At 50.5% G+C, this 13,605-nt stretch carries 10 protein-coding genes; all 10 read left to right on the top strand.

What is annotated here, in order from left to right; all coding sequences use genetic code 11:
- Positions 1 to 44 precede the first annotated feature (44 nt).
- The 10 genes from B5E43_RS08165 to B5E43_RS08120 all read left to right on the top strand — a co-directional run bounded on the left by B5E43_RS08165 (position 45) and on the right by B5E43_RS08120 (position 13,439).
- Entirely contained in the window at positions 45 to 806 is a 762-nt protein-coding gene (locus B5E43_RS08165; protein WP_242964770.1) for an SDR family oxidoreductase, read from the top strand.
- Between the two features lie 274 nt (positions 807 to 1,080).
- The gene (locus B5E43_RS08160) at positions 1,081 to 3,876 is read left to right on the top strand and encodes an S-layer homology domain-containing protein (RefSeq protein WP_087395619.1); all 2,796 of its coding nucleotides are present in this window, start codon (positions 1,081 to 1,083) and stop codon (positions 3,874 to 3,876) included.
- A gap of 425 nt (positions 3,877 to 4,301) precedes the next feature.
- Positions 4,302 to 5,378, top strand: a complete 1,077-nt coding sequence (locus tag B5E43_RS08155; RefSeq protein ID WP_206406966.1) for an ABC transporter substrate-binding protein — start codon at positions 4,302 to 4,304, stop codon at positions 5,376 to 5,378.
- Positions 5,379 to 5,459: 81 nt separating this feature from the next.
- Positions 5,460 to 6,260 carry an ABC transporter permease gene (locus B5E43_RS08150; RefSeq protein ID WP_087395617.1) on the top strand — a complete coding sequence of 267 codons (801 nt, stop codon included), beginning with the start codon at positions 5,460 to 5,462 and terminating at the stop codon, positions 6,258 to 6,260.
- Positions 6,260 to 7,039, top strand: coding sequence for an ABC transporter permease (locus B5E43_RS08145; protein ID WP_087395613.1), 780 nt, complete (start codon positions 6,260 to 6,262; stop codon positions 7,037 to 7,039). Before B5E43_RS08150 ends, B5E43_RS08145 begins: the two co-directional genes overlap by 1 nt.
- Positions 7,018 to 7,794 (top strand): ABC transporter ATP-binding protein, encoded by a 777-nt coding sequence (locus B5E43_RS08140; protein ID WP_087395609.1) that lies wholly within the window; start codon positions 7,018 to 7,020, stop codon positions 7,792 to 7,794. The genes B5E43_RS08145 and B5E43_RS08140 overlap by 22 nt, the downstream gene beginning before the upstream one ends.
- Before the next feature lie 10 nt (positions 7,795 to 7,804).
- Complete coding sequence (locus B5E43_RS08135) at positions 7,805 to 8,560, top strand: ABC transporter ATP-binding protein (protein ID WP_087395607.1); 756 nt, start codon at positions 7,805 to 7,807, stop codon at positions 8,558 to 8,560.
- A 2-nt stretch (positions 8,561 to 8,562) separates the two neighbouring features.
- The gene (locus tag B5E43_RS08130; RefSeq protein WP_087395605.1) at positions 8,563 to 10,032 is read left to right on the top strand and encodes a sulfatase-like hydrolase/transferase; all 1,470 of its coding nucleotides are present in this window, start codon (positions 8,563 to 8,565) and stop codon (positions 10,030 to 10,032) included.
- Between the two features lie 124 nt (positions 10,033 to 10,156).
- Entirely contained in the window at positions 10,157 to 11,929 is a 1,773-nt protein-coding gene (locus tag B5E43_RS08125; protein WP_087395602.1) for a sensor histidine kinase, read from the top strand.
- Positions 11,930 to 11,942: 13 nt separating this feature from the next.
- Positions 11,943 to 13,439 (top strand): response regulator, encoded by a 1,497-nt coding sequence (locus tag B5E43_RS08120; protein ID WP_087395599.1) that lies wholly within the window; start codon positions 11,943 to 11,945, stop codon positions 13,437 to 13,439.
- Positions 13,440 to 13,605: the final 166 nt, after the last annotated feature.

Below are 13,605 nucleotides of genomic sequence, written 5' to 3'. Positions count from 1 at the left end.
TAACAATACAGATTGCAGAAAGGAAGAGTAGAATGGTCCACAGCATGTTTGACATCACAGGAAAGAAAGCAATTGTAACAGGAGGAACCCGGGGACTGGGCTTTGGTATGGCAGAGGGTCTGCTGGAGGCCGGATGCGAGGTGTGTATTGTGGGCTCCAGCGAGAAAAGCATCGCCAAGGCCCAGGCAAAGTTCCAGGACCGGGGCTTTGCCTGCCACGGTGTGTATGGAGATCTGTCTGTGCGGGAGGAGGTCTACCGGGTGTTTCGGGAGGCCCTGGCTAAGCTGGGCGGAGATCTGGACATTTTAGTGGTGGCCCACGGGATCCAAAGACGCCACAGCGCCGAAGAGTTCCCCCTGTCCGATTGGGACGACGTCATTAACGTGAACCTGAACTCCGTGTTCATCCTGGACCAGGAGGCGGCCAAGGTAATGCTGCCCAAGGGATATGGCAAGATTATCAACATCGCCTCCATGGTGTCCTGGTTCGGGGGACAGACCGTACCTGCTTACAGCGCGGCCAAGGGCGGCGTCACCCAGATGACCAAGGAGATGAGCAATGACTGGATCAAGCGGGGAATCAATGTGAACGCCATCGCTCCTGGCTATATGGCCACGGATATGAATGCCGCTCTCACGCAGGAGGCCAACCCCGAGCGGTATCAGCAGATTACAGACCGCATTCCTGCTGGCCGGTGGGGAACGGGAGACGACATGAAGGGTGCCTGCCTGTTCTTAGCCTCCCACGCCAGCGATTATTTGGGTGGAGCCATCATCCCCGTGGACGGTGGCTACTTGGTTAAGTAATGCTGCTTCGCCCCGGAGATATGAACCAAAGCCCTGCTTGGAGCACATAGCAGCAGACAGAAAAATATGAAAAACGCCCTTGGCCTGTACGCCAAGGGCGTTTCTATTATATTGTTTGGCAGCAGAGGACAACGGATGACTATCTGCCGGAATAGCTTGGGAAAAAGTGAGAAGCATCCGCACTTTACCATTGACAGTGCAGGGAGGAGTGGATATAATGATGGCCTGCTGGAATGTTACAAAAAACAGAATTACATATAGATAGGAACGATTTATGAAACTTATTGGGTTAAAAAGGAGAGCTTCGTCCCTGCTTTTGGCCATGGCCCTGGCAGGGCAATTGACTCTGCCCGCAGCAGCGGTCCAGGGGGTGGAGCAGCCGGCGGTTCAGGGAGGAGATGTGGTAATTGAGGAAACCTTTCCTGATCGTACTTTCCGTACCTGGCTGTTGGATCGAACAAATTTAGGAGGGGTGGGCGCAGACGGTATTCTCACTCAGCAGGAGATCGAGGGCATCGTTACCCTGAACCTGTCTGGGATGGGATTGACCGATCTAAGCGGTGTGGAGGTATTTTTCAACCTCCAGATACTGGATTGCGCCAACAACCGGCTGACGGAGCTGGATGTTTCGGGCAATCCCAAGCTGGTGCGCCTGTACTGCGGGAACAATTTGCTCAAAGAGTTGGATTTGTCCAACAATCCAGACATTGCCTACTTGGCCTGTAGCTTCAATCGGCTGTCCGAACTGAATCTTGCTGGGCATGAGAAACTCATCGCGCTCAATTGTGAGATGAATCAGATGGAAAAGCTGGATCTGTCCGGCTGCAGCGAGCTGATTTCTCTGTACTGTCGGAACAATCAGTTGGAGGAATTGGATCTGACGGACAATGGAAAGCTGGAGTTTATCGAAACCTTTGATAACCGGCTGACTACGATTGATGTCCGGCATCTGGAAGCCCTGCGCTTTCTGCACATTGACCACAATCGGTTGATTGAGCTGGACATGAGCCACAACCAAAAGCTGGAGGGAGGCGGATTTGTAGTCCACAATAACCGGGCGGAAAAAATTTTCCTCCCGAATCAGCCGGGACTGATGATTGACCGGGAGGACTACGAGGAGCAGGACCCCATTTTGGGCCATGATCGAGTTGTTTGGTACCTGGACCCGGAGTTTACCACCGAGGCGCCCGCGTATCTGGAAGCGAAAGGCCAGACCCTTTACAGCCTGCGGATTCCCAACCGATATACCATTTATTTTTCCGCCAACGGCGGTTCCGGCTCTATGGCGGGACTGTCCGCCGTTTGGGACGAGGAGGTGGAGTTGCCTGAGAGCAGCTTCCGCCGGTATGGCTATACCTTTTCCCATTGGAGTGAGCAGGCCAAGCCCGATGAAAGGGACCCTGTGTACGCAGCAGGGGAATCCGTTCAAAATCTGGCGGGGCACAACACAGATGGGGACCGGGTTACCCTGTATGCCTGTTGGCAGCCCAATGAATATACCATTTTCTTAGATCCCAATGGCGGCGAGGGCGAGCGTCAGAGCTTGTCTGCTACCTACGGAAAACCGGTTACACTACCGGAAGTCCCCTTCCACAAAGATGGGAAGGAATTAGCCGGATGGGCGCTGCAGGCAAACGGCACGGTCCGTTACCCAGATCAGGGACAGGTGCAGAACCTCACCGGTGAGCCGGAGGGAGAGGTCACGCTGTATGCGGTATGGCGTACTCCCATTAGTGAACTGCAAAAGCCGTATTTGATGGAGTTGGACCAGCTATTCCAATCCTATGCTGCCTCCTCCGGTGGGAAGAACTATACCTCCCAAGACTGGGAGACTCTATCGGCTGCCTATCAGCAGGCAATGCTCCACTACCAGGAGCTGGATGCAGCAAAGAAGCAATACCTCAGCACAAGTGTTTATAAGGGCCTGGAGGACCGCCATGAATTGGCCGGACAGAAGCGCAACGAGGTGCAGACTTTGGAAAGCGCATATGGTGGACTGGACCTGACTCAGTATTCCGAGAAGGGACAGGCAGCTCTGGCTCAGGCGCTGAAGGAGGGAATTGAGGCAATTGAGCAGGCCTCTTCGGTGGCTCAGGCCCAGCAGGCCAGAACGGATGCTTGGGCTGCGATTAGCCAAGTACCGGTGGCGGGAGAAGAACCGGAGGAGCCCTCGGAGCCTCCCGCTGGCGGCGGGGGATCTGGCGGCGGCGGAGGCGCGCCGGAGCAGCCGGAAGAAAAGCCGGAAGGGGACACAGAGCAGACGGTGACGGATGAGAAGACCGGTGCCAGTGCAGTGGTGACCACCACAGCGGATGGGGCGGTAAGCGCCCAGGTGACCCTTCCTCAAGGGGTTGACCAGGCGGTATTGCCGATCCCCTGTGCAGGTGACATCAATACGGTGGCGGTACTGGAGGAAAAGGACGGCAGTACCCGTGTCTTGCCCCGGTCTGTGTACCGAAACGGAGTGCTAACGGTCCGGATGGAGCGTTCGGGGCGCATTGCGATTGTACAGCGAAAGCCCAGCTTTACCGATGTATCGGAGAAGGACTGGTTTGCTCAGCCGGTGCAGTTTGCTGCCAGCCGGGAGCTGTTTTCCGGAATCGGCGGAGGTGCGTTTGGCCCTAATGAGGCCATGAGCCGGGCCATGCTGGTCACAGTTCTTTACCAACTGGAAGGACGACCGGAGACCAGCCAGGGAACGGTGTTCCAGGATGTGCCTGCTGGGGCGCGGTATCAGATGGCGGCCCAGTGGGCAGCGGAGCAAGGCATTACAGGTGGCACGGAGGAAGGAAAATTCTCCCCCAACACCTCTATCAGCCGGGAGAGTCTGGCCCTGATGCTGTATCGCTGCGCAGGCAGTCCGAAACTTTCGGCAGGTGAACTGGAGCAGTTGAACCACTTCCAGGATGGAGATCTGGTATCCTCTTGGAGCCGGGAAGCCATGGCATGGGCTTGTGCCAACAAAATTTTAGCGGGTGATCCCCAGGGCAGGCTGATGCCCCAGGAGGCCAGCACCCGGGCACAGGTTTCGACGAAGATCGCACAATTTGTGGCGCTGACAACACAATAAGGTACGTCCGAACAAAATTTCAAAAAGAGAGACACGCCGAGTCGTGTCTCTCTTTTTGCGTTTAATGAGAAAAATAATTCCTTGAATAAGCGCTCGATGATTGCCTTAAATTCACCTGGCGCTTGTTAGAAATCAATAGATGACAGCCTCTGTTTGAGAAAAAGATATCTGTTGTAAACAAAGTTTTTACTTGGTATACAAAGGCTTCTTTTTTGGGGGCGTTTGTGAAAATACAACAAATAATCTGCGGAGGCCTCTTGCATTTTCCCATAAGTTGATTTTTTAAAGTCAAAATATTAAAAGAAGTGTCAGCTTTTTTTTATTTACTGATGGGTATTAAAATGATAGTATTTTAGCACAGGAAGGGAAAAGCCCCTTAAAATTGTCATAAAAATTGCAAAAAGGAGAAAAAGGAGAAAAGAGCGATGAAAATGAAAAAGCTAAGCGCCTTTCTGATGGCCGCCATTATGGTACTGTCTCTTGCCGCCTGTGGTGGTGAAAACAAAGCAGGCAACAACAGTGGGTCTGCGAATTCCAGCAGTGGTACTTCTGCGGAACTGCCTGTTCTCAAGGTTGCTGTCATGCCCTTTTTGAACAGCCTGCCCATCAAGTACATGGTTGACAACAAGTTGGACGAAGCCAACGGGTTCAAAATTGAGACGGTTTACTTTGCCAACGGCGGTGCTATGAACGAGGCCCTGGCCGCAGAGCAGTGGGAGGTTGGTACCCTCAGCGCCGCAGCGGTAAACTCTCTGGCAATTTATGGTGCGTACTGCATTGCCGATATCGGACACTCTGAGGGCGGACTTTACACCCTGGCCAATGCGGATTCTCCCATCGCCCAGGTAAAGGGCAGCAACCCCTCTTATCCGGATATATACGGTGATGCCGAAACCGTTAAGGGCGCCGTGATTGCTACCAACACCGGAACTATTTCTCATCTGAATGTAAATAAGTGGCTGGAAGTCCTTGGCCTGACTCCCGAGGATGTAGAGATTGTCAGCATGGATTTCCCTGCCGCGTATCAGGCTCTGAAGACTGGCAACTGCGACATTGCCGCTTTGAATCCTCCCACCTCTTATACCGCTGAGAGTGAGGGATATGTTGTCACCTCCAGCCTGAGCACTCTGGATGTTCCTCAGTTTGACTCCATCATTGTCTCCAATAAGACCTACAACGAGAAGAGAGACGAACTTGTGAAGTACACCAAGGCCTTCTTCCAGGCCTGTGACGCCCTCCAGGCGGACCCCGATATGGCTGCTCAGCTGCTGTATGACTGGTACACTGAGAACGGTAGCGAGACCACATTGGAGGCTTGTGCCACAGAGATCGAAACTCGTCCCTTCGTCACCAGTGAAGAGGCCAAGGGCATCAGCATTGGCGAGTCTGTCCAGATCACCGGCGAGTTCTGGGTTTCTCAGCAGCTGCTGGTAGAGGATAAGTTCCCCGAGATTGCCAAGCACGTGGATGATACGATCGTAAAGGAAGCGCTGGGATTCTAAGATCCCCCACACTCTGACACCCATGGGGGTAGCAACGACTCGTCGTTTGCTGCCCCCCTATTTTTGGAAGGAGTACCCGCTATGAATGAATATTTAAAGCAGCGAAGGAAAGAGCGGATCAAGTTTACCATCGTATCTGTGATTTCGTTGTGTGTGTTTTTTACTGTTTGGTATATCTGCACGGCGGTGTTGCATCTGAAACCGGACTATGTCTTACCCAGCCCTGTTCAGGTGGCACAGGCATTTGTGGATAAGCTGACCCAGACCGCTCCGGACGGTGCTACCCTGTTCGGCCACATTATTGCCAGCTTACAGGTAGCATTAACGGGATATATCTTAGGCGCGGTTATCGGCATCCCTCTGGGCATTGCTATGGCGTGGTTTAAGAAGGTGGATATGTTTGTCACGCCGCTCTTTGACCTAATTCGCCCGGTTCCTACCATCGCCTGGATCCCTTTGATGATCCTGTGGTTCGGCATTGGCCTTGGTGCAAAGGCTGCCATTATTTTTGTTTCCGCTTTTGTCCCCTGTGTCATTAATGCCTATGCCGGTATCAAGCAGACAAAGCCGGTCCATCTCTGGGTGGCACAAACCTTTGGCTCCTCCAGAAGAGAGATGCTCTTTAACGTGGCAATTCCCACTGCGCTCCCACTGATTTTCACCGGCCTGAGAATCTCTCTGGGCACCGCATGGATGACCCTGTGTGCCGCTGAGATGCTGGCCTCCAACCGCGGCCTGGGTTACATGATCCAGCTCAATCGTACACTGGCCCGGGCAGATCTGATTGTGGTGGCTATGCTGACCATTGGCGTTATCGGAACCGTCTTTACTGTGGGGCTGAATGCGCTGGAGAAGAAGTACGTCAAGGGAGGTCGCCGCTGATGAAAGCAAAAGTCAACACCGAGAAGACGGTGTACGCTGTTATCGCAATTGCCAGCTTCTTTGTGCTGTGGTGGTTCCTGACAACATTTACAGCGGTCAAGGAAACAACCCCCGGTCCTATTGAGGTAATCCGTTTGCTGCTTGCCTCCTTTGTGGAGCCCATCGGCAATAGGGTCATCGTAGGCCACCTTCTCATCAGTCTGAAACGTGTGCTGGTGGGCTTTTCTGTAGCGACTGTTGTGGGCATCATCCTTGGTATCTCCATGGGCACCTCCAAGTGGGCGGAGGCCATCTTCAAGCCCATCTTTGAGCTGCTGCGCCCCATTCCCCCCATCGCGTGGATCTCTCTTGTCATTTTGTTCTTCGGCATCGGTGAGACGTCCAAGTACATCCTGTGTGGCATCGGAGCATTCACCAATGTTACCCTGAATGCCTACACCGGAGCGCAAAATGTAGACCCTGAGTTGATCGGCTGCGCCAGAATGCTGGGCACCAGTGAACGGGATATTTTCTTCCGCGTCATCCTTCCCTCCTGCACGCCCCAGATTTTTGCCGGTATGCAGGTTGCCCTTTCCACCAGCTGGATGGCCGTGCTTGCGGCGGAGATGGTAGGCGCCCAGGAGGGCTGTGGCTGGATGATCCAGCGTGGCAGCGATACCCTGAACATTACATTGGTCATGGTGGGCATGATCGTCATTGGCCTGGTTGGTATGTTCTTAGCAACAATTATGCGTGTCATTGAAAGGAGACTTTGCTCATGGAACATCATGGGAGAGTAACGGGAGAGTCCATCATTTCTCTGCAGAATGTGAGCAAGACGTATATCAGCGTACATAAGAGCAACGAGGTGGTACGAAACGTCAGCCTTGATGTTCAGGAGAATGAGTTTGTGGTTCTCTTCGGGCCTGGACAATGCGGAAAGACCACGATGATCAATCTGATTGCCGGCCTGCAGCTTCCCACAGAGGGCAAGGTCATTGTGGACGGTAAGGAGGTAAAGGCGCCCGGCCCTGACCGCGGCGTAGTTTACCAGACCACGGCGCTCTTCCCCTTCTGTACAGTAATGGGCAATGTGGAGTTCGGTCCCAAAAGCCGGAAAATGGATAAGGCGACCCGTCGGGAACGAGCCCAGTATTTCATTGATCTGGTTGGTCTGAAGGGGTATGAAAAGAGCTTTCCCAACCGATTGAGCGGCGGCATGCGGCAGCGTGTGGGTATTGCCCGTGCCTATGCCAATGACCCAAAGGTTATGTTGATGGATGAGCCCTTTGGTCACCTGGATGCCCAGACGAGATATATGATGGAAGCGGAACTGGAGAAAATCTGGCAGCAGGAAAAACGGACGGTTGTTTTTGTAACCAACAACAGTGAGGAAGCCGTCTATTTGGCAGACCGCATTATTATTCTGACCAATACGCCCACCCAGATCAAGCACGAGCTCAAGGTGGACCTGCCCCGTCCCAGAGAATACAGTGATCCCGCATTTTTGGAGATCCGGCGCCAGATCGAAGAGATCTGCGACGATACCCTGTAAGGAGGACGCTATGAATCAAAAGGATGACGTTTTGGTTAAAGTTTCCCATATGACCAAAAAATTTGGGGACTTGCTGGTTCTAAATGATATCTCCTTCGATGTGAAGCGGGGAGAGTTTCTGTGCGTGGTAGGCCCTACCGGCTGCGGCAAAACCACCTTTTTAAACTGTCTGACCAAGCTGGGTGTCTATCAGCTGACCTCCGGGGAAATCCTCATTGAAAATGAACCGGTGGATCTGCAAAAGCACAATGTGGCCTACATTTTCCAGGAGTATTCCGCTTTTCCCTGGCAGACGGTGGAAGAAAATGTGGCCTATGGCCTAAAAACAAAAAAACGTCCGGCCAAGGAAATTAAGCAGAGAGTGGATGAAATGCTGGAGATGGTTGGCCTGACGGAATACCGCAATTACTATCCCAATCAGCTGTCGGCTAGTATGCTGCAGCGTGTCAGCATTGCCAGAGCTTTTGCAGTGCAGCCAGATCTGCTGTTGATGGATGAGCCCTATGGTCAGTTGGACAACTCCCTGCGGTACAAATTAGAGGACGAACTGATTAAATTGTGGCAAAAAACTGGAACAACGGTCATTTTCATCACCCACAACATTGAAGAGGCTGTGTACCTTAGCCAGCGGATCCTGGTGCTGACCAATAAGCCGACCGGGATTAAAAAGGAGATCATCAATGATCTTCCCCGCCCGAGAGATGTTACCGATATAGCCTTCAACAAGCTCCGTGATGAAGTGACGGACCTGATCAAGTGGTGGTAACGATGAAGAGACGTCCAAATATTATTTTAATCATGGCCGACCAGCTGCGGTTTGATGCTCTGGGCTGCTATGGAAACAACGAGATTCATACGCCCAACATTGATAAGATTGCGCTCAACGGCACTGTGATGGACAATCACTTTGTACAAAATCCGGTATGCTCCCCCTCCCGGTGCTCCATTTTGACGGGCCGTTACCCGAAAAACCACGGGACTAGAGACAACGGCATTCCTCTGCGGGACGAAGAGATTTGCTTCCCAGAGGTGCTGCGGGAATATGGGTACCAGACGGCCTCCATCGGGAAAATGCATTTTACCACCCAATTCGTCCCCAAGGAAAATGAAGAGGACGATTGGCCCGAGGATCGTTACGGCTTTGACATAGTACATACCACCTGTGACTGCAAGACTGGGGAATATCTGGACTGGCTGAAAGAAAAAAGTCAGAAGGATTATGAGATTGTCAAGATGCAGGGGGAGCGGAAGGCGAGAGAGGATCGGGCCAGCGCTGCGGAAAAGGATACCTCTGGTGCGCCCCAGGTCTACCCCAGCGACATCAATCCGGAATATCACCAATCTGCTTGGATTGCTGACCGCACAATTGATGTAATTGAACAGGCTACACCAGATAAGCCGTTCTTTGTGTGGTGCAGCTTTGTGGATCCCCATCATCCCTTCGATCCCCCGGCGCCGTATTCCACCATGTACGACCCGGACAAGCTGTCTTTGCCCGTTCGTCAGGACGGTGAGCTATCTGATAAGCCCCCTCATTTCCTGCGTCATCGCCTGGGACATGGCTGCAGCAATGAAAAATATGACTATACCAAATTGACCGATCACCAGTGGGGCGAGGTAAAGGCGGCCTACTACGGTATGATCTCCCTGATTGACAAGCATGTGGGAAGAATCTACGACGCTCTGGAACAAAAGGGACTGCTGGATGATACGCTGATTCTCTTTACCAACGACCACGGAGAAATGTTGGGTGACCATGGTCTGTTGTTCAAAGGTCCATTCCACTATGACTGCCTCATCAAGGCTCCAATGATTTTGTCTTGGCCGGGCGTCATTCCCAAAGGCTCCCGGTATACCCAAATCACGGAGCATGTGGATATCATGCCTACGATTCTGGACTATGCTGGAGCCACTCCTCCTCATGGAGTGCAGGGCATGTCTATGGCCCCCATCCTTCGGGGGGATCAGGGTGCTGGTCGCGCATTTGCTCTGACTGAGTTTACCTGCTATGACTGGGGACTGAATGTAAAGACCATTACCGGGCGGCAATATAAGCTAACTTACTATGCCGGAGAACAGTTTGGCGAACTGTATGACAGGGTAAAGGATCCCCATGAGTTTGTGAACCTGTGGGACCATCCGGACTATCAAACGGTCAAAGAGGAGCTTTTGCGCTGCTTGTTGGATCGCATTATCCAAACCGAGGATACATTGCCACTGCGAATCGGCAAGTATTGACCGGATAAATAGGGGGAATTCGCCACCATTGGGCGGATTCCCTCTGTTTGCTATGGGGAAGAAGGATTGACTTTTCGAAAAAAATCTACCAAACTAAAAACACATTGATCCGGAGGGGAATCCTATGAGTGCTATTGCGCGATTCAAAGATTGGACTGCGACCGTCAGCATTCGTACCCACATGATGCTGATTTTGTTGGTGACCAATATCACCATCATCCTCCTGCTGTCGATCGGTGCGTTTACACTCTATGAAAGTATCTTCGTTGAGGAGATTGCCACCGCTCGCGTGGACGTGTCTCGGCAGATTTCAGAACGGACCAGACAATTTAAAACCAACATGTACACCTTGTCCAATCTGATCTATACCAACTCCGATTTTCGCGAGTTTGCCCTGTCTCCATCACCTGAAACGTTTGCATCCTTTCAGGAAAGTATGGACGAGTATGCGGTTATTCTGGCTAATTCCTTTGATCGAGCTGGCTTGGAATTTTATATCGTTTATCTGTCTGAGGAAGGATTGGGGTACTGCTCCAGAGATGTTCCCCCCACGTATGATTATATGAACCCCAAAATAAAACTGTGGTATAAGGATCTAATTTCAAATGCAGGGAACATTATCGATGTAGTTGGATACAAAGACAACACGCTGGGCATGCGAGTTTTTTCAGCGGCCAGAGCGGTGGTAGATGATGCGGGAACCATACAGGGATATCTGATGGTCAATGCGGATGAACGGCAAATCTATAAAATGTATAGCGATGTGGTTACTGATATCAAAAGTACCATTTACGTGGCAAACCAGAAAGGGGATATCGTCTCCAGCAGCAATGAGAAGATCGTTGGCTTTTCTTACTTCAATATGAGTAATCTTACCCAGCTGTTTCAGGGAAATAACCACATGATCGCAGATATTGCCAACAAAAGGGCACTGTTTACCCGGTATTATGATGCGGAGAGCAAATTTACGGTGTATGAAGAGATCCCGCTGGAGTACCTTCTCATGCCCCTGGAGGAGGTCAGGAACAGTACCATCATCCTATCCGCGATTGCCCTTGGAATTGCAGCCGTTTTGGCCTATCTGATATCAAAAAAGATTGCCCTTCCCATTAAAAAACTCTGTTCAGATGTAAAAAATGTGGAAAACGGAAATCTGGAGCAAACTTTTTCCACCCACACCTACCGGGAGCTCAATGATTTGAGCTGCGGCATGGATACCATGCTGCAGCAAATCCGACTGCTGATCGAAAATGCCCGGAAAGAGGAGGAGGAAAAACGAAAATTAGAAATTAAATGGCTGCAAGCGCAAATCAACCCTCATTTTATGTATAACACCCTGTTTTCCATCAAATGTATGGTGGAAATGGGGAATAAAGAGGATGCCAGTAAAATGCTGACCATCTTCATTCAGCTGCTGCGGGGAATTCTTTCCAATGCGGACGAAATGGTGAAGATCGATCACCAGATGGAGTGGCTGAAAGAGTACATGGCTTTGCAGCAATACCGGTATGAATCCAGCTTTGATTACATCATCGAATATGAACCTAGCGCAGGCGACTGCTATATTCCCAAATTACTGGTGCAGCCAGTGGTGGAAAATGCCATTCTCCATGGCATTGATATGGAAGGGACCTGCGGCATGATCTCTGTGATCGTACGCCGGTCAAAGGACATATTGATCATCACCGTGGAGGATAATGGAGTAGGTATGACCCAGGAGCAAATCCAGGATATTTTCTGCAGTCAGGACTCTCTGGACCGGCCCCATATTGGCCTGAAGAACATTGAAGAGCGGATCCGTCTTTTTTATGGAGAACCCTGGGGAATGGAAATTCAAAGCGCTGTGGGGAAAGGGACAACTGTTACGATAAAGGTGCCGGTTGTGGAAAAACCGTAAATAGGAGGTACCTATGCTGAAAGTTTTGATTGTGGATGATGAAGCGCCTATTCGCAAATGGCTTGCCTTTTGTGTGGAGCAAATTGGTTCCTTCACCGTAGTTGGTACCGGAAAAAACGGATTACAGGGAATTGAAATGACTCAGAATTACCATCCGGATATTATTATCACCGACATCGAAATGCCCGGTATGTCTGGAACGCAGATGCTGAAGGAATTAAAGCAAAAGGGAATGACTCCCTATGTTATCGTCCTGACCAGCCATGAAAATTTCCAATATGTACGAGATTCCTTTCAATATGGTTCTGCAGAATATATTTTGAAAACAGAGATGAATCAGGACAGTTTGCGGGAGGCGCTGGCAAAGGCCAAATCTGTTATTATGCAGCGTATCACAGACGACGAAAACAGATCCGACGAATCCGCGAGAAAGCTAATCCGTTCTGTACTGAAGGAACAGGCGCTGGAAGGATTTACATATAAGACACTAAGAGACAGAGAGATCTATTTAGAGAATGACCTGCTGATTGCAATTGATATATACTCCTCAGATGATTTAGGGCCCAGAGAGATCAGAGCACTTCTGGCGCAGGATACGAGCTTGTACCATGTGAAATACATTGGTTATGCAGAAGGGTACACAATGCTGCTGGCCAATCTCCACGAGGGCCACTCATTTCATAAACTGGTGGAACGATATGATAAAATTTTCAAGGATATCAGGGGGGCACTCGGATTCAGTGATATTAAATCCTCTGTTTCGGAGTTGTCCGATGCAATTCGGGAAGCTCACGCCAGATGCAGCCTGGCTTTCTACGAAGTTGACCGCAAAATTTTCTGGAACCACCAGCCTGGAATCCAGAAGCTCCCTCTAATGGATCATTGGAGGGCTTCCTTCAGCAAAGAATTGTTTGCTCAGCATTTCGAAATCGTAATTTCTATGAAGGATCAGATTTTGCAGGAAATAAAAGAGAAAAAACCCACCAATTTGGCGGAAGTAAAAAAGCTGGCCAGATTTCTCATAACCACACTTCTCTACTTCACCCTGGATACAACGGATGATCTGGAGAAAAAAGTGGAAGAGGTTGGCGAGAAGGTGGAATCCGCAGCAACTGTGGATGAAATGATCGGAGTCATTCAACAGGTGTATGTACCTTTCCAGCAAAGAATCAACAAAAATAAAACTTATTCTGAAACAGTGCAGAAAATTGTATCCTATATTCACACAAATTATGGGGATAAGATTACATTGGCTTCCGCTGCGGCATATGTTTCCTTTAGCCCAGAACATACCAGCAGGATTTTTGTCAAGGAGACCGGAATGAATTTTGTCACCTACCTCAATAATGTGCGGATGAAACATGCCGTGGAATTATTAGAGCAGTCCAATAAAAGAATCTATGAAATTGCAGAGGAAGTAGGATACCCCAGCGTTAGTTATTTTTCAACCGTGTTCAAAAAGACATTTGATGTGACACCAAATGAATACCAGTCAAGAGAGTCATTTTAAAGTTTAGGATAGTTTCTTGCAGCGTAGGGAGGGCGGGGGCGCCTGGGTATTCGGGTCGGGCGAAACTAACCTTCAAGTGTCGGGAGTTCGCAGCCACACCTAGTCGGAAAAGATAAAGCCACTACCGATGCTCTTTTAAATCCTGTACACTGGAAAGTGCCAACAA

It is taken from the genome of Flavonifractor sp. An100, from assembly GCF_002161175.1.
Classification (GTDB): domain Bacteria; phylum Bacillota; class Clostridia; order Oscillospirales; family Oscillospiraceae; genus Lawsonibacter.
The sequence above is the reverse complement of the archived record's forward strand: the minus strand, read 5'-3'. Positions and strand labels throughout refer to the sequence as shown.